The 20,953-nt window shown below is 67.1% G+C and carries 23 protein-coding genes; 13 read left to right on the forward strand and 10 right to left on the reverse strand.

The genetic code is table 11. The annotated features are described in order from the left end of the window. Nucleotides 1-73: 73 nt before the first annotated feature. On the reverse strand, nt 74-571 hold the full coding sequence (locus tag ACS8YF_RS05865) for a universal stress protein (protein WP_440849285.1): 498 nt from the start codon (nt 569-571) through the stop codon (nt 74-76). Nucleotides 572-914: 343 nt separating this feature from the next. On the opposite strand from ACS8YF_RS05865, the gene mprF reads away from it, so the two are divergent. Next, complete coding sequence (mprF, locus tag ACS8YF_RS05870) at nt 915-3,503, forward strand: bifunctional lysylphosphatidylglycerol flippase/synthetase MprF (RefSeq protein ID WP_440849286.1); 2,589 nt, start codon at nt 915-917, stop codon at nt 3,501-3,503. Between the two features lie 7 nt (nt 3,504-3,510). Continuing rightward, complete coding sequence (locus ACS8YF_RS05875; protein ID WP_440849287.1) at nt 3,511-4,098, forward strand: pseudouridine synthase; 588 nt, start codon at nt 3,511-3,513, stop codon at nt 4,096-4,098. Nucleotides 4,099-4,377: 279 nt separating this feature from the next. Here the strand turns inward: ACS8YF_RS05875 and ACS8YF_RS05880 are convergent, their stop codons facing one another. Then, nucleotides 4,378-5,109 carry a ParA family protein gene (locus ACS8YF_RS05880; RefSeq protein WP_440849288.1) on the reverse strand — a complete coding sequence of 244 codons (732 nt, stop codon included), beginning with the start codon at nt 5,107-5,109 and terminating at the stop codon, nt 4,378-4,380. Nucleotides 5,110-5,181: 72 nt separating this feature from the next. On the opposite strand from ACS8YF_RS05880, the gene ACS8YF_RS05885 reads away from it, so the two are divergent. Beyond that, a complete protein-coding gene (locus tag ACS8YF_RS05885; protein ID WP_440849289.1) occupies nt 5,182-5,682 on the forward strand; it encodes a metallophosphoesterase family protein in 501 nt (166 codons plus the stop codon). On the opposite strand, the gene ACS8YF_RS05890 is transcribed toward ACS8YF_RS05885, so the two are convergent. Continuing rightward, nucleotides 5,679-6,611, reverse strand: a complete 933-nt coding sequence (locus tag ACS8YF_RS05890) for a haloalkane dehalogenase (protein ID WP_440849290.1) — start codon at nt 6,609-6,611, stop codon at nt 5,679-5,681. The genes ACS8YF_RS05885 and ACS8YF_RS05890 overlap by 4 nt on opposite strands. Nucleotides 6,612-6,688: 77 nt before the next feature. Here ACS8YF_RS05890 and ACS8YF_RS05895 point away from each other — a divergent pair, with 77 nt between their 5' ends. The 8 genes from ACS8YF_RS05895 (at nt 6,689) to ACS8YF_RS05930 (ending at nt 11,817) form a co-directional block, all read left to right on the forward strand. Beyond that, entirely contained in the window at nt 6,689-7,231 is a 543-nt protein-coding gene (locus ACS8YF_RS05895; RefSeq protein WP_440849291.1) for a DUF3015 family protein, read from the forward strand. Nucleotides 7,232-7,272: 41 nt separating this feature from the next. Further along, nucleotides 7,273-7,527: a hypothetical protein gene (locus ACS8YF_RS05900; protein WP_440849292.1), complete on the forward strand. Its 255-nt coding sequence runs from the start codon at nt 7,273-7,275 to the stop codon at nt 7,525-7,527. 222 nt (nt 7,528-7,749) lie between these two features. Continuing rightward, nucleotides 7,750-8,247, forward strand: a complete 498-nt coding sequence (locus ACS8YF_RS05905) for a DUF2147 domain-containing protein (RefSeq protein ID WP_440849293.1) — start codon at nt 7,750-7,752, stop codon at nt 8,245-8,247. Nucleotides 8,248-8,648: 401 nt separating this feature from the next. Beyond that, nucleotides 8,649-9,455 (forward strand): phytanoyl-CoA dioxygenase family protein, encoded by an 807-nt coding sequence (locus ACS8YF_RS05910; protein WP_440849294.1) that lies wholly within the window; start codon nt 8,649-8,651, stop codon nt 9,453-9,455. Further along, the gene (locus ACS8YF_RS05915; RefSeq protein WP_440849295.1) at nt 9,448-9,651 is read left to right on the forward strand and encodes a hypothetical protein; all 204 of its coding nucleotides are present in this window, start codon (nt 9,448-9,450) and stop codon (nt 9,649-9,651) included. Before ACS8YF_RS05910 ends, ACS8YF_RS05915 begins: the two co-directional genes overlap by 8 nt. Then, complete coding sequence (locus tag ACS8YF_RS05920) at nt 9,648-10,037, forward strand: DUF2237 family protein (protein ID WP_440849296.1); 390 nt, start codon at nt 9,648-9,650, stop codon at nt 10,035-10,037. Before ACS8YF_RS05915 ends, ACS8YF_RS05920 begins: the two co-directional genes overlap by 4 nt. A gap of 69 nt (nt 10,038-10,106) precedes the next feature. Beyond that, nucleotides 10,107-11,471 carry a WS/DGAT/MGAT family O-acyltransferase gene (locus ACS8YF_RS05925; protein ID WP_440849297.1) on the forward strand — a complete coding sequence of 455 codons (1,365 nt, stop codon included), beginning with the start codon at nt 10,107-10,109 and terminating at the stop codon, nt 11,469-11,471. Between the two features lie 31 nt (nt 11,472-11,502). Further along, nucleotides 11,503-11,817, forward strand: coding sequence for a hypothetical protein (locus ACS8YF_RS05930; protein ID WP_440849298.1), 315 nt, complete (start codon nt 11,503-11,505; stop codon nt 11,815-11,817). Nucleotides 11,818-11,823: 6 nt separating this feature from the next. Here the strand turns inward: ACS8YF_RS05930 and ACS8YF_RS05935 are convergent, their stop codons facing one another. The 5 genes from ACS8YF_RS05935 to ACS8YF_RS05955 all read right to left on the reverse strand — a co-directional run bounded on the left by ACS8YF_RS05935 (nt 11,824) and on the right by ACS8YF_RS05955 (nt 16,151). Beyond that, nucleotides 11,824-12,990 carry a YbfB/YjiJ family MFS transporter gene (locus ACS8YF_RS05935; protein ID WP_440849299.1) on the reverse strand — a complete coding sequence of 389 codons (1,167 nt, stop codon included), beginning with the start codon at nt 12,988-12,990 and terminating at the stop codon, nt 11,824-11,826. Nucleotides 12,991-13,122: 132 nt separating this feature from the next. Continuing rightward, nucleotides 13,123-14,067 carry a glycerophosphodiester phosphodiesterase gene (gene glpQ / locus ACS8YF_RS05940; protein ID WP_440849300.1) on the reverse strand — a complete coding sequence of 315 codons (945 nt, stop codon included), beginning with the start codon at nt 14,065-14,067 and terminating at the stop codon, nt 13,123-13,125. A 186-nt stretch (nt 14,068-14,253) separates the two neighbouring features. Then, the gene (gene tesB, locus ACS8YF_RS05945; RefSeq protein ID WP_440849301.1) at nt 14,254-15,138 is read right to left on the reverse strand and encodes an acyl-CoA thioesterase II; all 885 of its coding nucleotides are present in this window, start codon (nt 15,136-15,138) and stop codon (nt 14,254-14,256) included. 27 nt (nt 15,139-15,165) lie between these two features. Beyond that, complete coding sequence (locus ACS8YF_RS05950; RefSeq protein ID WP_440849302.1) at nt 15,166-15,696, reverse strand: PaaI family thioesterase; 531 nt, start codon at nt 15,694-15,696, stop codon at nt 15,166-15,168. After that, nucleotides 15,693-16,151 (reverse strand): PaaI family thioesterase, encoded by a 459-nt coding sequence (locus ACS8YF_RS05955; protein ID WP_440849303.1) that lies wholly within the window; start codon nt 16,149-16,151, stop codon nt 15,693-15,695. Before ACS8YF_RS05955 ends, ACS8YF_RS05950 begins: the two co-directional genes overlap by 4 nt. Nucleotides 16,152-16,285: 134 nt before the next feature. Between ACS8YF_RS05955 and ACS8YF_RS05960 the strand changes: the two genes are divergently transcribed. Next, entirely contained in the window at nt 16,286-16,885 is a 600-nt protein-coding gene (locus ACS8YF_RS05960) for an LON peptidase substrate-binding domain-containing protein (RefSeq protein WP_440849304.1), read from the forward strand. 50 nt (nt 16,886-16,935) lie between these two features. Continuing rightward, nucleotides 16,936-18,594, forward strand: a complete 1,659-nt coding sequence (locus ACS8YF_RS05965; protein WP_440849305.1) for a L,D-transpeptidase family protein — start codon at nt 16,936-16,938, stop codon at nt 18,592-18,594. Nucleotides 18,595-18,693: 99 nt separating this feature from the next. Here ACS8YF_RS05965 and ACS8YF_RS05970 read toward each other — a convergent pair whose 3' ends face one another. Next, nucleotides 18,694-19,668: a DUF302 domain-containing protein gene (locus ACS8YF_RS05970; RefSeq protein ID WP_440849306.1), complete on the reverse strand. Its 975-nt coding sequence runs from the start codon at nt 19,666-19,668 to the stop codon at nt 18,694-18,696. A gap of 194 nt (nt 19,669-19,862) precedes the next feature. Further along, on the reverse strand, nt 19,863-20,948 hold the full coding sequence (locus ACS8YF_RS05975) for an ABC transporter ATP-binding protein (RefSeq protein ID WP_440849307.1): 1,086 nt from the start codon (nt 20,946-20,948) through the stop codon (nt 19,863-19,865). Nucleotides 20,949-20,953 lie beyond the last annotated feature (5 nt).

A 20,953-nucleotide genomic window follows, 5' to 3' on the forward strand; every position in this document is an offset into this window, starting at 1 on the left:
CGAACGGCGGGCCGGGTACGGCGGCAAAAATCGAGCGTGGCATCCGGCGCACGCGGCCCGGGCGCCGGACGCCTCAGCCGGCCGACGAGCCGGCGGTATCGCGCTCGGTTTTCGCGCCCTTCGACGCATCCTCTTCGACATCATTGGCTTGCCGCACCACCAGCACCGAGTGCCGTGCGTGCTTGACCACCTGGGCGGCGGTGCTGCCCAGGAACACGTCCCAGACCACGGGGTTGTGCGAGGCCAGGATGATCAGATCGGCCTCGAGCCGGTCGGCGGCTCGCACGATCGTCCGGGCGACCGGCCCGAGCTCGACTTCGATGCGCCAGTCGCAGCGATCGTCCAGCCGTTCCTCGCCGATCCGGGTGAGCTCCTTGCGGGCATGCCGGGTATAGCGCGCCACGTAATCGGAATCCATGTACGGATAGGCGGTGGCGTAATGCCCGAGCTCCACGTTGAGCAATACCACCGTGGCCGGCTCGATGCGAACCTGGCGACCGACGGCTTCGAACACGCTGTCGAATACCGCGGGTTGGTGGAGATCCAGTGGTACGAGTATCGTTTGCGGCATGATGAGCACCTCGATCGGTGGGCGGAAGCGAGTCCCCAGTGTCGGCGTTCGGCGGCGACGCACGATTGATCCGGATCAACCGCGGCGTACCGGTGCGCGATACCGCGGGGCGGTTTCACGGGGACATGTCGCCGCCCACTGCGTCCCTGCTCGCGCTCGCCGAGCCCTGGCTGAACAGGCGTGCTGATCGCGTCGCCTTTTGCTTTACAAAAATTTTGCAGGGCACGCGCCGTACCCGCGTTCAGGTGAAACGGCCGCCGGCATCAAGCGACCACCGGGGCATGTACGATGCGCGCACACGCTGGGCCCTTGCGCCTGGCCACGGTTCCCCCGGGAAGACGTCATGTCCGATACCTCAGTCGACCACCGTGCCACCACGGCACGCCTGCGCCGGTTCGCACCACTGCTGCTGATCGCGGTCGTTGCCGCGCTGCTGCTGGTCGAATCGAGACATGTGAACCTGGCCGCGATCCAGCATGCGCTGGCCAGCGTGCCAACGATCCTGCTCGGGGTGCTGGGCCTCGGCGGGCTGCTCGCGATTGCGGTCATGTCGAGCTATGACGTGCTGGCGGCCCGCTTCATCGGCCTCGACCGACGCGCGGCCACCAGTCTGCGCCTGGGCATGCTGGCCAACGGCATCAACAACATCGCGAGCCTGTCGGGCATCACCGGTTCCGGGCTGCGGGTGTTGCTGCTCACGCGTGACGGCGCGGCCACCGCGGCCGCCGTGCGCTACGCGACGCTGGTGGCCAGCGCTTCGCCGTTGGGATTGTCGGCGCTGGCCTGGGTGACTCTGATCATGCGTCCGGCGATTCTGGCGGCCACACCGGTCCCGGAGCTGCTGGTCCTGATCGCGCTCGGCGTCATCGCACTCTACCTGCCGGCGTATTTCGTGCTCGCTACGACATCGCTGCTGCACATCGGCCCGCTGCAGGCCATCGAACGCATCCGCCCCTGGCAGGCCGCCGTTTTCATGGCGGCCTCGGTGATCGACTGGGCGATCGCCGGCGCGTTGCTGTGGGGCTGTCTGGCGGTACTCGGCGCCGACGTGTCGCCGGCCGCGGTGATTGCCGCCTTCGCGCTGGCGGCCACGCTCGGCATGCTCAGTTTCCTGCCCGGCGGGCTCGGCGTGTTCGACGTCACGCTGGTGGCGCTTCTGGCCGCGCACGACGTCAATGCGGCCACCGCGGTGGCCGCGCTCGTGCTCTACCGTGTGGCTTATTATCTGGTACCGCTCATCTTGGCGCTGGCACTGGGGGCCAACGAGCTGCGCGCGACCCGGCTGGCCGAAACCGTACGCACGCATCCGGCGATCCAGCTCATGGCCTGGCCGGTCGGGCGTGTGGTCGATCTGGGGATTCGCGTGCTGGCCTGGCTGACCGCCGCCTGCGGCGTGGTGCTGCTGGCCGGCGCGGCTTTTCCCAACCTGATCGCTCACACGCGCCTGCTGCACGCCTGGCTGCCGCTGGGCGCGGTCGAGGCCAGCCACATGGCGAGCGTGGCGGTGGGCCTGACACTGGTGTTTGCGGCCCGCGGCCTGTCGCTGCGGTTGACGCGCGCGCTCTGGCTGGCGCTCGGCCTGCTCGTCGCGGGTGCGGCCTTCGGCCTGATGCGCGGCCTGGACTGGGGTACGAGCCTGATGCTGGTGGCGGTGGCCGGCGTACTCTGGCTCAATCGCGCCTCGTTCGACCGCCGCGGCAGCCTGGCCCGCCAACTCGGCGAATGGCAGTGGCTCGCCACGCTCGCGGCTGCGCTCGCCGTCTATTTCATCATCGGCGAGGCGTTTTACCCGGCGCACGGCGCCAGCGTCTTTCACTTCAATTTCGGCGCGCACGGACCGCGTTTCCTGCGCGGACTGATGATCGCGCTGATCAGCGTGATCGTGCTCATGGCCTGGAGCTGGCCCCGCTGGCCGCGTCCCGAGCTGGCACCGCCGACGGCGAGCGACCTGGATGGGCTGGTCGAGTGGCTCGGCAGACATGGCTCCAACGGCTATTCCCACCTCATGCTGCTGGGCGACAAGACGCTGCGCTACAGCGCCGACGACCGGGCGATGATCGGCTTTGCCGCCATTCGCAACCGCCTGGTCGCCCTCGGCGATCCCGTCGGCGACAGCGAGGCGCGCCGCGCGGCGATCGCCGATTTCCGGCGTTTCGCCGAAGCCGCGCATTGCACACCGGTGTTCTACCAGGTCGGGCCCGATTATCTTTCGGACTATCTCGACCACGGCTTCGCCCTGTTCAAGCTGGGCGAAATCGGGCGTGTCGACCTGAGCGATTTCACGATGACGGGCCGACGCAACGAAGACAAACGCGGCGCGATCAATCGCGGCAACCGCCTGGGGCTGACCTTCGAACGGCGCGAGCCGCCCTTCGACACCACACTCATGGGCGAACTGCGGGTGGTCTCCGACGACTGGCTCGGCGAGAAACCGACCGAGAAGTCATTCTCGCTCGGGCGCTTCGACGCCAACTATATCCAGCGCGCCCCTGTGGCCCTGGTCCGCGACGGCGAGGGTACGTTGCTCGCCTTCGCCAGCATTCTGCCAAGCTACGGGCATCGCGAGGAATTCTCGATCGACCTGATGCGTCATCTCGAGCGCGCGCCCGGCGGCACCATGGATTTCCTGTTCGTGCGCCTGATGCAGGAGGCACAGGCCATGGGCTACCACTGGTTCAATCTCGGCATGGCACCGCTGGCGGGCGTGGGTGACACGCCGTGGGCCAGCACCGCCGAACAACTCGCCCGCCTTGCCTTCGAGCACGGCAACCGCTTCTACAACTACAAGGGGCTGCGCGCATTCAAGGAAAAATGGCACCCGGTCTGGCAATCGATGTATCTGGCTTACCCGCCGGAGGCCGGCCTGTCCGCGCTACAGCTCGATCTCGCCGCCCTGGTGGCCGGCGGCTACCGCCATATCATCGGGCACTGAGCGGCTCATGCCGGCCCGGTCCGCAACCGCCCCGCGGCGAAAACGCCCGCGCCCGTCGGCGCCCACGCGCCTGATCGGGCTCAACAAGCCGTTCGACGTGCTATCGCAGTTCACCGACGACGCCGGCCGCGCGACGCTGGCAGATTATGTCGATGTGCCGGGCGTCTACCCGGCCGGCCGGCTGGATCGCGACAGCGAGGGGCTGTTGCTGCTGACCAATAACGGCAAGCTCAACGCCAAGATCACCCAGCCGCAACGCGGGATGCCCAAGACCTATTGGGCGCAGGTGGAAGGCACGCCGGACGCGCACCAGCTCGCCGCCCTGCGCGCCGGTCCGACGATCAAGGACGGCCCGACCGCGCCGGCCGATGTCGTCTGCATCGACGAGCCCACGCTCTGGCCCCGCCAGCCACCGGTGCGCTATCGCAAGACCGTGCCGACGCAATGGCTGGCGATCACCATCACCGAGGGCCGCAACCGCCAGGTCCGACGCATGACCGCGGCGGTCGACCTGCCCACGCTGCGCCTGGTACGCATCGCCATCGGCGGCTGGCGCCTCGGCGACCTCAGGCCCGGCCAGTGGCGGGATTTCTAAGGGTTATTGCCGTTTCACACGGCACCGCGCCGGCGGGCCTGTGATTAATCCGGCAACAAAACAGCTGACTTCATCAGCTGTTTTCAACGCCTTCAAAAATAAAAGCCGGCGCTTGTCCGTCTTTTATTTTCAAAGGCTTCGCGGCCAATGGCCGCGGCGAGCATGCGGTCGCATACTCGCGCTATTAACCCGAAAAATCATCTATTTTCGTGCCGGGTTAATAACGCTTGCGGCGCGAAAAAGCGCCGAAACAGGGCAGTGAATTGACGCTACGGGACGCTAGTCCAGCGCGCGGTACAGCGCGGTGAACTGGGCGGCGGCGCGGCTGCGGGGCGCGAATGCGCGCACGGGCGCGCGATGGGTGCCCATCTGTTCGACATGGCTGCTGTAGTCGATGAATACCTCGGGCGCCTGGGCCATGCTCTCCGGCGGCTGTTCGATCAGCTGTCGGTGCAGGCGGCGGCGGCGATCCGCCATGGCAAAGAACGGCCGCACTCCGGTCTTGCCGACTTTTTTTTCCGCGATGTGCTCCAGCACCTCGTCCAGCGCCCGCAGCGACAGCGGCGTGGGGACGACCGGCACGAGCACACGATCCGCGGCCCGCAGGATCGCCGTCGCCAGCGCGCCGATGCCCGGCGGGCAGTCGAGAATCAGCAGGGAGTAGGTCTCCGAAAACGGTTCAATCAGCCGCTCCAGCACCTTGCGCGGGCTCTTGGCCGCATGGATCTCGGCGTCCCATTGGCGATAACCCCGATCGCCCGGCAATACCGACAGCCGCTCGTAGGCCGTGGGCTTTACGTAGCGGCCCAGCGGCACACTGCCGGCCACGATCTTCTTGGCCGAGATGCCGGCCGGTTCGTCGATGCCGAAATACCAGCTCGCCGCGCCCTGCGGGTCGAGATCCCAGAGCAGCACATGGCGGCCGGCCGCAGCCGCCTCGTAGGCGAGGTTGACCGCGGCGGCCGTCTTGCCGACACCACCTTTCAGACTGTACAGCGCCCAGGTTTTCATGCGCCCAAGGTTACGACAAACGCATCGCGCGTGCATGCGTGGCAGCGAGCCAGCCCTTGCTATATTGCCCCGATGCGAATCGTCATCCTGGCCGATACCCACGGCTTTCTCGACCCGCGTATCGCCGAGTGCGCGGCGGGCGCGGCGCTGATCTGGCACGCTGGCGACGTCGGCGACGGCATCGCCGCCGCACTTGCGGCGCTCGCCGACGAGACGATCATCGTCTCCGGCAACAACGACCCGGCGGACGCCCCCTGGCCCGAGGCGGTGAGCCGCGAGCTGCCGGGTGGACGATTGGCGATGATGCACGGCCACCAATGGCCGGCGCGGACACGCCATCGCCGGCTGCGTGCCGAATTTCCCGAAGCGCGCGCGGTGGTCTGCGGCCACAGTCATCGTCGCATGCTGGAAACCGGGGACACCCCCTGGCTACTCAACCCCGGCGCGGCCGGCAAGAGCCGGGCCTACGGCGGGCCGGGCTATATCGAGCTCATCGCCGAAGCAGGCGCGTGGCGTGTCGAACCGGTGGTATTCGAGCCGCTTGCGGGCAGGCGGCGTACGCGGCAAGGCTAGCGATCATCCGGCCGACGCAGCTGCGCGAGCATGAATCGCGCGATCGTGTCGCCGGCGTCCTCCTGCAGGAAATGACCGGCCCGGGAGACGGTGCAGTGGCGCGCCGCGCCCGCGCCGGCAACGCGTTCGCGAAAGACACGATCGCCACCGCGCGTGACCGGGTCGCCATCGGAAAAACAGGTATGAAAGGGACGCGCGAAGCGTTCGAGCGATGCCCACGCCGCGCGGTTGGCGGCCTGCTCGGGATCGTGCGGCGACAGGGGCAGCAGGCGCGGCAGTGCCCGCGGCCCGGCCATGTAGCGGGCGTCGGGAAACGGCGCGGCATAGGCAGCCCTTTCCGCACGTGACAACCAGCGCCGGGTCCCGGCCTGCAACATCGCGCCGACCGGGAAAACCGGGGAATATCGGGCGAAAGCCCGCCAGGCGGACATCAGTGGCCGACGGGGCTCATCGCCGGTCAGCAGAAAGCCGTTGCCCACGAAAACCCGGGCAAAACGCGCGGGCCGTTCAGCCACCAGACGCAAACCGATCAGAGCGCCCCAATCCTGGGCAAAGAGTGTGATGTCGGACAGACCCAGCGCATCCAACCAGGCGCGTACCCAGCCCACATGGGAGCGATAACTGTGCGCGACGATCGCCACCGGCTTGTCCGAGCGGCCGAAACCGATCAGGTCCGGCACCAACACCCGATACCCCGCGGCGGCGAGCGGCCGGATCATGGACCGATAAACAAAGCCCCATGTCGGCTCGCCGTGCATCAGGACGATCGGCCGGCGACGGCGCGGGCCGACCTCGACGTGCGCCATCTGCACGCCGCCGCCGACATCCGTACAAGCGGCCGGATAGTCGAAATCCGGCAGGGCTTCGAAGCGGTCGGCGGGCGTGCGCAGACACGTCGCTGAATCGCTCGACGATCGATTCGGTCTCATGCGCAAAACCTGCCTCCGGCAGCGGTCGGCGGTCCCGATCCGCGCTTGAGCGTATCAAGACAACACGCTAGGGTCTGTTGCCGCGAATCGAGCGTGCGGTTTCGGCACTTTTCCGCCTCATTGCCAAGCATGGAAATACAGGCGAAATTGATGACGCGAACTCACACACAACAGGCGCTGGCGTCGGGTTTATGCTCCATTTAATGATCCAATCCCGGCTTCGGCGGCCGGTCGTTGTCATCGGCCTGATGGGCGCGTTGTTGCTGCTGGCCGGCTGCACCGCGCTTTCAAGCACGACGCGGCGGGCCGGCCAGGCTTCCGTGACCACGCTCAAGGGCATGGCGCATGTAAGCCGGGCCACCAGCCATGCCTCCGTGACCCGGCCGGATGTGCCCCGCTACGCCGATGCCGACGCGTTCGTGCGATCGCAGCGCCGGCAACTGGCACGCCAGGCCGCTGCCGGTGGCGGCGAGGATATCGATGCGCTGGCTGTTCTTTTGCGCAAGCCTGACAATCGCGCGTTGGCACGCTGGATGCAAGCGCATTATCACGCACTGTTCAGCGATCGGTCGGTCTCGGCTTCTACAATCGTATCCAGAATTGACGCGCAAGCTGGATAGCGCGGACATTCAACTCAAATCCCCTCAGGAAGGCATCGAAAATGAAGAAAGTTATTCTGGTTACCGCTGCCGCTCTGCTGTCGACCGGCCTGGCGGCCTGCGGTAACAACAACAGCGGCAATACCGCCTCCGACAACGGCATGTCGTCGAACTCGATGTCGAGTAACAGCATGAGTTCGAACAGCATGTCGGGAGGATCGACGGCTGGTAACACCATGTCCGGCAATACCATGTCCGGCAATTCGATGAGCAACAACGACATGTCGAACAACAGCATGTCGAACAACAGCAAGTAAGACGGCCTTTGGCCCGTCATCGAAACCGGCGTCGTTCGCGGCGCCGGTTTTTTTATGCCCGTTCGCACCCACCGCACCATACGCCGGAGCACGCAACAGCCTGGCAACGAACTGTGGCCGACGCCGGTGCACTCGGGATAGCATCTGAAAAGATGCCGTTCATTTTCCGTACGGACACACGGCGCCACCTTCACTACAAACAATCAACGGGAGGAGAACCCCATGCGCCTAACCATTCTGAGTGCCGTTCTATGCCTGCTCATGGCCGCCCTGCCCGCCGCGGCGGCCAATGACAAGTCCGACGACATCACCGGCGTCTGGCAGACCAAGACCGGAGGCTACGTACAGGTCTACAACAACGGCGGCCGTTATGCGGGCCGGATCGTCGGGTCAGCCAGCGGCAAACCCCGCTATGACACAAAAAACCCCGATCCCGACAAGCGCGGGCGCCGCCTGCTCGGCATCGTGATCCTGCACGGACTGAAATACCAGGGCCACGGGGAATACGACGGCGGCCACATCTACGATCCGAACAGCGGCAAGACCTATAAGGCGAAGGCCACGCTCAAGGGACCGGACACGCTCGACGCACGCGGTTACATCGGCGTCAGTCTGTTCGGCAAGACCCAGACCTGGCACCGTATCGACCCCAGGGCCGAGCATGTGCACCAGAATCTGTTGCATCACCCGGTCGGCGCCGCGCCGCAATCGGGAAGCTGATCGCGACACCGCGGCCGCGCCCCGGAGCCCGGCGATTCGCCGCCCCGGGGCGTATGCCGCAACCACAATCGGCTTGCGGACGTAGGCAAGCACAGGTTTCGACTTTAGGGCCTGTTGCCGTTTCGTGCGAGCGCCGCGTTGGAGACCACAAATCGTGTCCGGCAAGGCGCGAGTCGCCGGTCGTGGCGTGCCACGATCAAGACTTGCAACGCCGCCGGGCGCCCCTAGTAAATTTTTTATGGGCGGCCCAACCCTTCGGGACAAGCGCTGTGTTGCGGCAATCCAGTGTTGTAGCACGCTTGTGCAGAGTGACTGCACGGCGCGCACTACGCCTCGTCTTGCCGCAACACAGCGCTTGGCGCGGACTCGCACGAAACGGCAACAGGCCCTAGAATCAGTGCATGACCACGCCCAGCGAAACCGCCCTGCAACCGCGTCTGACGCCGGCGCAGAATGAAGTGTTCGCGCGCGACGGCTTCCTCGTCATGCGGCAGCTGGCCAATGCCGAGCGCATTGCCGCGATGCGCAGCATTGCGCTGGATCACCTGGAACGCGCGGTCGAACCGCTTGAATACGAGGCCGATGTGGCCTATCCCGGCGCGCCGGCTTCGCGGCTGGCCGAGGGCGGCGACACCGTTCGCCGGTTGCTCGACGCCTTTGATCGCGATCACTGGTTCGCCGATTGGGCGGCCGACGACCGGCTGACGGCCATCGTCGCCCAGTTGCTGGACTCCACCACGGTCTGGTTGACGCCCAACCACCACAATTGCGTGATGACCAAGGCCCCGGCCTATTCCTCGGCGACGGCATGGCATCGCGATCTGCGCTACTGGTCGTTCGCACGACCCCATCTGGTCAATGCCTGGCTGGCGCTGGGCGACGAAACGCCGGAAAACGGCTGCATGCGTCTACTGCCCGGCTCGCACCGCATGGAAATCGGTGCGGACCGGCTCGACGACGCCCAATTCCTGCGCGAGGATCTGCCGGCCAATGCCGAGCTGATCGCCACCGCCGAATACGCCGAGCTGGCGCCGGGCGATGTCCTGTTCTTTCATGCCGGGTTGTTCCATGCCGCGGGCGCCAATGCCGGCCCGGAACGCAAGATCGCCGTGGTCACCAGTTATTTCGGCCGCGACAACGCGCCGGTGGCAGGCACCCGCTCGGCGCGCCGGCCGGCCATCCAGGTCCGAGAGGCATCGCATGCGTAATCTCTCGCACATCGACAACCTGCCCGATCGGTCCAGGCTGCAGAAACGGCATACCGTGGACGGCTTCCGGGACGTGCGGATCGGCAGGGACGGCACGCTCCCAGCCAGCCAGCCGGGCCGACTCAATAGCCAGGGCCTGCTCGATGCCCTCGATCAGCTGCCGATGCAGCAGCAGAAAATGCAGCAACAGCAATGAGCACGCGTGCCCCCGTCTCCACCGCCCGTAATGTACTCGGCGAGCCGTTGAGCGGGTGCTGCGATGCGCCGGTCACCGGCTTCTACCGCGACGGCTTCTGTCATACCGGACCGGAGGACGCCGGCCGCCACGTGGTCTGTGCCGTGATGACCGACGATTTTCTGGCCTTCTCGGCGACACGTGGCAACGATCTGGCCTCGCCACGGCCCGCATTCGATTTCCCGGGGCTGGGTGCGGGTGATCGCTGGTGCCTGTGCGCCGCGCGCTGGGCCGAGGCCTTCGCGGCCGGTGTGCCGCCGCGCGTGGCGCTGACCGCCACGCATGAAGCGGCACTCGAGATCGTGCCGCTGGCGGCTCTCAAGGCGCATGCCATCGATCTGTCGTAGCCCGTCTTGCTCGCAGACGCTCTCGATGCACGCTAGGCTGACGGCAACGCTTTTGCTCGCAGGCGATCCATGTCGATTGTCGATCCGATAAGCCAGATCTTTCTGCGCCTCGAGCGCCGCAACCAGCCGATGCACGTCGGCGGCCTGCAGCTGTTCTCCATTCCCGACAACGCGCCCGCCGACTACGTACATCAACTGGTCGACCGCGCCCGCGCGCAGAACGCGATCCAGCCGCCGTTCGACAAGCGACTGAAGTATCGCCTCGGCCAGCCTTTCTGGCGCGCCGATCACGATTTCGACATGGAATATCACGTGCGGCATCTGGCGCTGCCGGAGCCGGGCGCGATCCGCGACCTGCTGGCACTGGTCTCCATGCTGCACGGCGCCCTGCTCGATCGGGCACGCCCGCTGTGGGAGGTCTATGTCATCGAAGGCGTGACCGACAATCGCTTCGCCATCTACACCAAGTTTCATCATTCGATGATGGACGGCATTTCGGCCATGCGCGTGCTGCGGCGTTTTCTGTCGATCGACTCCGGCCGCGAGCATTTCCGCGTGCCCTGGCAGCTCCCGCCACAGGCGAAAACACGCCCGCGCCCCTGGTCCGCGGGCGTAGCCATGCTACAGAGCAGCTATCGGCAAGCCGCGGCCCTGCCCGCCGCCGCGCGGGCGCTGTACGACGCCTGGTACGACGCACGCCACGACCCGGACTTCACCGGACCGGCCGAGGCCCCGGCCTGCATTCTCAACCGGCCGGTCAGCGGCTCGCGCCGGTTCGCGGCGCAGGGGTACTCGATGACGCGGATCCGCGGCGTCGCCGACGCCTTCGGCGCCACCGTCAACGATGTGGTACTCGCCCTGTGCTCGAGCGCACTACGGCGTTACCTGATCGACCAGGACGCCCTGCCCCGGGCGCCGCTGATCGCCATGCTGCCGATCTCGCTGCATGACGCCGAGGACGCCACCGGCAACCGGATCGCCCTGATCTATGCCAACCTGGCGACCGACATCGCCGACCCGGCCGACCGGCTGGCCGCGATCAAGCGCAGCGTGGATTACTGGAAACGCCGCTACAAACGCATGTCGGCCGAGCAGATCATGGCCGTGGTCGCCGCGATGACCGCGCCGGCCGGGCTGAACCTGTTATCCGGCCTCGCCCCGAGCCGTCAGTCGTTCAACGTGGTCATCTCCAATGTGCCGGGGCCGGAGAACACGCTGTATTTCGGCGACGCCGAGATGCTCGGCATGTATCCCATGTCGATCGTCCTCGATGGCCAGGCGCTCAACATCAGCCTCGTCAGTTATCGCGACATGCTCGAGTTCGGCCTGATGGCCTGTCGGCGCGCGCTGCCGTCAATCCAGAATCTATTGAAATATCTCGACGACGCGCTCGACGAACTGGAACAGACGGCCGGCCTGCCCGCGACCTCGTGAACGCCCGCCCGCGCCCGGGCGAGACGCCGGCATGACCGGCGCATGCCGGCTGTGCGGGCGACACGGCGTGCGCACCACCAGACACCATCTGATTCCGCGCCGCACGCATCGACTCAAACGCATCCGCAAACGCTTCGATCGCGACGATCGTCTCGGCCGCATCCTGCACCTCTGCCGCCCCTGCCACAGCCACATCCACGCCGTGCTGGACGAAAAGGCACTCGCCGAGGTGTACAACACCCGAGCCGATCTGCTGGCCCATCCCGGGATCGCCCAGTTCGTGGCCTGGATCGCCGACAAACCGGCGGGCTTCCGGCCCGCCATCCGGCAGCCAAAAGATCGCTGAGGCCGTTCAGCCGTCGCGCCGAGCCGCCGCCAGCGCGGCCGATATCGTGCCCGCGGCGAGCGCCGCCGCCGCCAGCGCGAACAACGGCCGATAGCTGCCCCAATCGTCGTACACCCAGGACATGCCGTAGGCCGCCACCGCCTGCAGCACGGCAAAGGCGAGCGTCGCCCAGCCCCAGACCTGCTGCTGGCGCTGCGGCGGCGCGAGCTCGGCCAACGAACCGGAGGTCAACGTGACACTGGCCGGCACCAGCATGCCGACCACGAACGACGACACGCCAAGCGCCACCGGCGCGCTGGAGGCCAGCGGTAGCGCTACGGCCGCTGTCTTGACGCCAAGTATGGCCGCCAGCGCGGTACGGAATCCGAGCCGGCGCGCCAGCGCGCCGGCCACGAACGGCCCGCAGATCGCGCCCGCACCGAACACGATCCAGTAGCGTCCGCCGACGGCGATCCCGCGCCCGAGTTCATGGGCGATGTAATCGACCCAGAACAGGGTGTGCGGCACGAATCCGGCCGCATCCAGCGCGTACGCGGCGATCACCAGCGACAACGTCAGCCCCGGCGCCGGCGCGGCCTGCCCGGTATGCGCCGCGTGACGATCCAGCGGCGCCAGGTCACGCCATACCGCCCACCAGCTCCATAAGGCCAGAGCCGTACCCGCCAGCGCGAAGGCCAACCAGGCCGCGGCGATACCGACATCGATCAGCCACGGCACCAGCGTCCCGCTGGCCGCGATCCCGAGCCCGATGCCCAGAAACACGCGCGCGCCGGTCCCGGCACGCTCGCCCGGCTGCACCCGCGACAACGCCGCCGGCACGCCGACGACCACCAGCATCGCCCCACTCACCCCGCAGGCCAGACGCCAGACCCCGCACCAGATCGCGCCCCAATCCAGTGCACAACCATAAAAGCTGGCGACAGTCACGGCCAGACTGGCGGCGAGCACGGCACGTACACCGAAGCGCTCGGTCACGCGATGCGCCAGCACCGCGCCCACCAGATAGCCGAGCAGATTGACCGCGCCGAGATAATCGGCGGCACGGGTCGAAAACCACCCGGCGTCGACCAACGCGGGGATCAACGGCGTATACGCAAAACGCGCCAGGCCGACGCCCAGCAGCGTACAGATACCGCCCGCCAGGCCCAGCCGGCCCGCGTTCGTGTTGGCCATGATCAATGCAGAGAGAGAACACCGGCGGGCAGTTTGCCACGACCGCCCGCCAACGCCAGGGTCACGTCAGCGCCGCACTCCGATGCAGCAGGCCTCGCGACGAGCGGCCTGGCGCCCATTGCGCGGTGGCGGTCAGCTCGCCCTGGCGGGCCACATGAAGCCGGCGGTCGGCGCCGGATGCAGCAGCTGAACCGCGACATCACAGAAATCCGTGAATACGCCGTCGACGCCATAGTCGAAATAATAGGCCGCGAGTTCGGCTGCGAGATCGGGGTAACCGTCGCCGAGCTGGTCGGCACGGAAGGTGTATGGATGCACGAGCAGGCCGCGTTCGTGGGCGTTGTGAACCAGGGCGCCGTTGCCGGCAACAATCAATGACTTGTCCGGGCCGATGCCGTTGGCATAGGTCGCGATCGCGTCGAGTCCGGCCGGCGTGATCCACTCGGCTTCGAGCGCGGTGTCGCCGATCAGCTGAATCATCGGCAGTTCGCTGCTCATTTCCTGCCGCATCAGCCGCAGGTTGGTGGGCGAGAAACTCTGCACGAACACGCGCGCGTCCGGCCCGGTATAACCATATTCGGCCAGCGTCGCGAGTAGCGTGGGCTCCAGCGCGAGGCCTTCGGCGCCGTGGAATTCCGGCGACTTGGTTTCGGGGTAGACGCCCACGCGGCGTCCCGACTGGCGATTCAGGGCGGCGATCAGATCCAGCAGTTCGGTGAACGCGGGCACTGCGAAGCCGTGGGCATTGGCATCGAACCGCCCCGGGAACACCCGCGCGCCGTGTTCATCGACGCGCTCCCGGGCTTGCAGGGTCTTGATTTCCGCGAGCGTGAAATCGGCGGCATACCAGCGTCCGTCGCCGCGGGCGCGACCAGGATAGCGCATGGCGACGTCGGTCGTCCGGTCCAGATGAATATCGTGGCAGCAGATCAGCTCGCCATCACGCGTGGATACCAGGTCGGGCTCTATGTAGTCCGCGCCCAGCGCATAGGCCATGGCGTAGCCGGCCAGCGTATGTTCGGGCAGGTAGCCGCTCGCGCCGCGATGCGCGATGACGATGTTGTCGGTAACAGCCATGACGCGGCCTGCAGGGATGACAGCGCCAGCGTATCGTAGTGCAACGCCGCCGCCCATCGTTTGATGCGACGCGACCACGTACACCAGCCGCTCGCCCGGCTCGCGACCGCACAACAGGCGGTTGACGATGCGGATTACCCCAGCCGCCCGAAACGCCATGCGGCCCGCCCCGCATCGACCGCCGCGTCACGACTGACGGTGTCGGATCAGCCCTTCCTGCGCCACCGAGGCGACCAGCCGGCCTTCGCGCGTGAAGATCAGGCCGCGCGACAGGCCGCGTGCGTCCTGGGCGCCGGGGCTGTCCATGGCATAGAGCAGCCAATCGTCAACCGCCAGATCACCGTGAAACCACAGCGCGTGATCAATGCTCGCCATCTGCATGCCGGGCGTGAAGAACGACACGCCGTGCGGCAGCTGGGCGGTGGTCAGCAGATTGAAATCGCTGGCGTAGGTCAGCACCGCCCGGTGCAGCGCCTGATCGGCCGGCAGCGCCGCCTTGGCGCGAAACCAGACATACTGCTTCGGCTCGCGCCGGTCCGGCGCCAGCATGTTCCAGGGGTGCACCGGCCGCAGGTCGATGGCGATTTCCCGGCCGACCGCCTCGCGCAGCGACTCGGGCACGCGATCGAGCGCGTCGACCCATGCGTGGCGCAGTTCGTCGTGGCTGGCCAGGCCCTCCGGGCCGGGCACGTCCGGCATCTCGGCCTGGTGCACGTAGCCGTCCTCCGCGGCATGGAAGGAGGCCAGCATGGAGAAGATCGGCCGGCCGTGCTGAATGGCCTGGACGCGGCGCGCGGCGAAACTGCGCCCGTCGCGGATATTGTCCACTTCGTAGACGATGGCCTTGTCCATGTCGCCCGGGCGCAGGAAATAACCGTGCATGGAATGGGCGAGCCGGCCCGGGTCGACCGTACGCGTTGCCGCCACCATCGCCTGTCCGGCAACCTGGCCGCCGAACACGCTGCGACCGCCCAGATTACGCGAACTGCCGCGAAACAGCCGATCCTCCAGCACTTCCAGATCGAGCTGGGCCAGTAGATCGGCGACCAGCGCCTCGGGCTTGTCAGCCATATTCACCCTCCCGGTACAACGAGCGCGTCAGTTTAGAGGCTGTGGCGATTTCGCACGAGCACTCGACCCGCGCTGATCGGGCGCGGGCGCCCGCATGATGAAATTGCAGCGGGCGAAGGCCACCGGACGCTCGCGATCATCCTGCCAGCATTCGGCCTGAACCTGGGCGACGGCCCGCCCGGCCCGGATCACACGCGCCGCCACGTGGCAGTCGGCCGGCCCGGCCGCGCGCCAGTAATCGATGGTGAAATCCACCGGATCGGGCAGACGCGGCTGGGTCTGGCTGATCAACGTCTCCAGCTGCATGGCCAGTTCCAGGACGCTGGCGACCGTACCGCCATGCAGCGCGGGCTTGGCGGCATTGCCGATGTGCACGTCGCGGTACGGCATGACATAACGACGGGCCGCGCCGTCGTCGACGACGCGCAGACCGAGAAAACGCGCGAACGGAATGGCCTCGAGCAGCGTCTCGTAGTCGCCGGTGACACGTGCGTCGCGCAGTCGCCGCGCGGCGGCGTCGGACAGGCTGCGATCGGGAGGCGCGTGCGAGCGCCTCATGCAAGCACCGAGCCGCCGGTGCGTATGAAACTGGCCGTGCAACGTGCGGTCGGCCGGTCGGGGGCGCCCTGATGCAGCACGGCCGTGACGAAGGCGACATGGCCGGTGACGTGATGACAGCGGGCGACCACGTCCAGATCGCGCCCGGCCACCGCCGGCCGCAGATAGTCCATGCGCAGATCGAGCGTGGCGACCGCTTCAAGCGCCGGTACGGCCAGAAACGCCGCCAGGCCACAGCTGGAATCGGCGGCCGTAGTCGCGATCCCCGTGTGCCACAGCCCGGCTTCCACGTCCCCCAGGAAGACCTCGCGATAGGCCAGCCGGGTATGTACCTCGGGCGGACCGGCATCGACCAGCACCAATCCGATGGCGTGGTTGTACGGAATGGCCGCGGTGAAACGCCGCGCGATCTCGCGCCGTACCGCCGGGTCGGTCTTGTCGATGTTGTCAGTCATCGCTGGGAAGATAGCGAGGGCAGCGACCGCTGTCACCCCGACGCAACGGGTCGCTTCGATTACACGTAGACTGCAAGCAGGACGAAGATCCCGCGGCCGGCCGCGCCGGCCCACCGAGGCGAGGCCCGATCACCATGCCGTATACCGAACATGCCCTGTTTCCGCTGTCCACGGTCGTCTTCCCCGGGGGCCTCCTGCCGCTTCGCATCTTCGAGCCGCGCTACCTGGACATGGTGTCGCACTGCATGCGCAGCCAGGACGATTTCGTGGTCTGTACAGCCCGTCCGGCGCGGCACGGGGATTTCGCCGAACCGCGCGCCATGGGCACGCGCGTATCGATCGTCGATTTCGACCGCCTGTCCGACGGCGCGCTGGGTATTACCGCGCACGGCCATACACGGGTGGCGATCGAAGATACGCGCCAGAGCGCCAATGGCCTGTGGTGGGGCGAGGTCACGCCGGTGGACGAAACCAGCGATGGCCCCTGCCCGATCGAATTCGCGCCGCTCAAGGAGATCGTGGCTGCATTGATCGCCGACGCCGGCCTGACCTACGACAGCGCTTCGGTCGACTACGATTCGGCCAGCTGGCTGTCGGCCCGGCTGACCGAGCTGCTGCCCTTCGACGCGGCCACCAAGCACGACCTGCTGACCACCGACGATCCGCAGGAGCGGCTGCGCCGGATCCGGCCGATGATCGAGATCGAAAACACCGGCACGCGGTCGCGTCGATGACGGGCCGCGGTCTGCGCCGGGGTCAGGCGCGCCCGTGGCTCGGAATTTTTGTGGCAATCCTGCTGGCCGGCTGTGCCAGCGCCCCGCCCCGTGGCCCCCAGGCCGGCAGCGACAAACAAGCCCAGCGCCCGGGCGCGATAGCACAGGCGATCCGTAAACAGCTCGCGGCCGCGCCGACGAACGCTGACCCCACCCGGGCCGCCCTGCTGCGCTTCTACCAGCAGCGCGACGACGCCCCGGCCTGGTTCGATACCGACACATACGAACCGGGCCCGGCCGGGTCGCGCTTGCTCGATTATCTCCAGCACATCGACACCCAGGGCCTGTCCCGGCGCGACTACATCGGATCGACCGACTGGGCCGCACTGCAGACACCGGGCGCGCGTCCGCCGGCTGCGCTGGCGCATCAGGACATCGTGCTCAGCCGCGCCTTCATGCAGCTGGCCCATGACATCGACCGCGGCCGGGTCCGCGACGCGTCGATTCGCAGCGACTGGCGTCACCATGCGGCCAACGACGACTACCGCCAACGCCTGAGCTCGGCCGTGCACGATGGCGACCCGGGCGGAATCCTTGATGCACTGCAACCCGCCCACGCGCGCTATCGGCAGCTGGTCGCCGTGCTGGCGCAGTATCGAGCGATTCAGGCGAGCGGCGGCTGGCCGCGAATCGCCGCCGGGCCGACCCTGCGCGCCGGCATGCACGATCCGCGTATTGCCGCGCTGCGCCAACGCCTGCGCATCGGCGGCGACCTGGGCGATGCCCCGGCCACGGCCGGCAGCGCGGATCGCTATACGCCGCGGCTGGCCGATGCGGTACGTCATTTCCAGCGCCGACACGGCCTGCACGCCGATGGCCGCGTCGGTCCGAATACGCTGACGGCGCTGGATGTGCCGGTGGCCGCGCGCATCGACACGCTCAAACTGAACCTCGAACGCTGGCGCTGGATGCCGGACGACTTCGGCGCTCGCTACATTGCGGTCAATATCCCCGGTTTTTCGCTGAAGGCGGTTGACCACGGCACCACCGCGCTGACAATGAAAGTCATCGTCGGCGGTACCTACAACAATCGCGCCACGCCAGTGTTCGCCGATCGCATGCGCTATCTCATCTTCCGGCCGTTCTGGAACGTGCCGCACCATATTGCGGTCGATGAAATCATTCCGCACGCACAGCGCGATCCGCAGTACATGGCGCGCCACGGCTTCCAGATCGTGCGCGCCTTCGGCCCCAATGCCACGCCGCTCGCGATCACGCCCGAACACCTGCAGGCGGTCGTCGCGGGCCGCTTGCAGGTGCGCCAGGCCGGCGGCCCCGACAATGCGCTCGGACTGGTCAAATTCATGTTTCCGAATCGTTATGCGGTGTATCTGCACAGCACGCCCGCCGGCCAGCTGTTCAACCGCGACCAGCGCGATCTCAGCCACGGCTGCGTGCGCGTGGCCCGACCGCTGGCGCTGGCCCGGTTCGCGCTGGCCGGCCGCGACGACTGGAATGCCAAACGCATCGACCGGGCCATGCACCAGGGCCAGCGCCAGCGCGTGAACCTGGCCCGGCCGTTGCCGGTCTATCTCATGTACTGGACCGCCTTCGTCGATGCCGACGGGGTCAATTTCCGCCGCGACCTGTATGGCCGCGACCTCCGGCTGGCACGGGCGCTGGCCGCCCTACCGACCGACCGCAGGTCAGCGTCGGCGCCCACGCACTGAGCGTCGGGTTACGCGCTGCGCGCTAACCCGACCTACTGATAACTGCTTTTTTTAACATCCGGCAGACGGAACAAGGATTTGTCCACACCGTCACGGGCCCTAATTGACCGCCTTGCCGACCAGGCTGCGGAGGGTGCCGTCGAAATCGCGGATGGCGTTCGCAGCCGCGACGTTGTGACGGGTCTCGAGATAGCTCGGTTGACTGTAGCTCACATTCACCGTGCCGTCGGTGTCCTGGCTGACCAGAATGCGGGCCGGCAGATCGACCGCCACGGTCTGCCCGCCGGCGATCACCCGGGCCTGTTCGGCGCCGGCATCGAACACCACCAGGGTCGACGGATCATCGTTGGCGTCGAGCATGCTGCCGATACTGTGCGCGGCCGCCCGATGATCGAACTGCTGCAGCAGTTGCAGGTTGCTGTTGTTCTTGATCGCACTGATCAGGTTGGCCAGCGTGGTATCGAAACCGTGGGCGCTGGTGCGATCCACAAGCCCCTCGCCCTGACCGATGCTGCTGACGCTGCCGGTACGGGAGATATTCTGGCCCGATGCATCGTTCGCCAGCGTCGCCTCGTCCCGGCCCAGCCCGTCGAGCGCGTCCTTTGCAGCCGCGAGGTCGTAGCGTGCCGCCAGATAATCGCTGCTGTTGTAGGCCACGCCGACGTTGTTCCTGCTGTCCTGATAGACCAGCATCGCCGGCGGCAGATCCAGTCCGGCACGCCGATCGGCCGCAATCAGCGGCGTCATCCGGCCGGGGTCCTGGTACAGAATCACGCGTGTCGGCCGGATACTGCGACCGGCGTTGCCGGCCTCGGACTGCAGATCCGTCTTGAGCGTGCGGTAATAGTTGTTGCTGCCCATTGCCTGTTCGAGATTGGCGTAGGTCTGGGCGAAGCCGTAGTCCGAGACGGCGACATCAAGCCCGGGCACGTTCGTGTTGCCGACCCGGGCGGTATTGTCGTTGTGCTTGTGGATACCCAGGGCATCAAGCCAATCGATCTTGCAACCGGCCAGAGCGCCCACGCATAGCAACGCCGCCAGGATCGTGATCAGGGCTCGTATTGTCGTGGACATGGCTCGTCTTGTTCGCTGATCGTGATCTGGCCCTGTGTCAAATCAAACCCATCGGGCGCGCAAAGTCCAGCCCTGCGCGCGTGCGGTTGCGCCGTCGCCTCGCATGCGCGCCCACCGGTGTGATGAGGCGGCAGGGCCCGACCGGGCACGTGGCCTGGAGCCGTTGCCCGCCGGATACAGACAGGACCGGCGCGCTACGCGGCGGTGTCGCAGGCTTCCAGTCGGACGCCCGTGGCCTGATCGAACAGATGCACCGGCGCGGCTTCGGCCGGCCCGAGTCGCAGTTCGTCACCGGCAGTGAGCGGTGAATGGCCGGCCACCCGGCAGACCAGCGCCCGGTGTGCGTCGGCGGCATGGATCAGGCTGTCGGCGCCCAGATGCTCCACCATTTCCACGCGCTGGGTGAAGATGCCGTGCTCGGCCGGACTCAGGTGTTCGGGGCGTATGCCGACGTCCACATCCTGTTCGCCGCCGACGTAGCGCCGCTCGAGGGCCAGCCGGGCGCCGTCGGCCAGCATGACGCAGCGACCGTCGGCCGCCAACCGCCCGGGCATGAAATTCATTGCCGGCGAGCCGAGAAAACCGGCCACGAAACGTGTCGCCGGATGATCGTAGAGCACGGCGGGCGGGCCGACCTGTTCGATCCGGCCGCCGTTCATCACCACCAGCCGCTCGCCCAGCGTCATCGCCTCGACCTGATCGTGGGTCACGTACAGCGTGGTAATGCCCAGCATCCGATGCAGCCGCTTGATCTCGATACGCATCTGCACGCGCAGCTTGGCATCGAGATTCGACAACGGCTCGTCGAACAGAAACACCTTCGGCTCGCGCACGATCGCGCGCCCCATCGCCACCCGCTGACGCTGGCCGCCGGACAATTGCTTGGGGCGCCGCTTGAGCAGGCCCGGGTCGAGCTGCAGGATTTGCGCGGCGCGCTCGATGCGCGCCTTGATATCGTGCTTGGGCCGGCGCTGGATGCGCAGCCCGTAGGCCATGTTGTTGAACACGGTCATATGTGGATACAGGGCGTAATTCTGGAATACCATGGCCACATTGCGCTCGCGCGGCTCCAGGTCGTTGACCACGCGTCCGTCGATGCGCACGGTGCCGTCGCTGATCGGCTCCAGGCCGGCCAGCAGGCGCAAAAGCGTGGACTTGCCGCAGCCGGAAGGCCCGACCACGATCAGGAACTCCCCGGCCTGGATCGCCAGATCCAGCCCGTGGATGACGGCATCGTCGCCGTAGCGCTTGACGACATTGTCGAACTCGATCGCAGCCATGCGCG

It is taken from the genome of Salinisphaera sp. SWV1, from assembly GCF_052044155.1.
In the GTDB taxonomy this organism is placed as follows: Bacteria; Pseudomonadota; Gammaproteobacteria; order Nevskiales; family Salinisphaeraceae; genus Salinisphaera.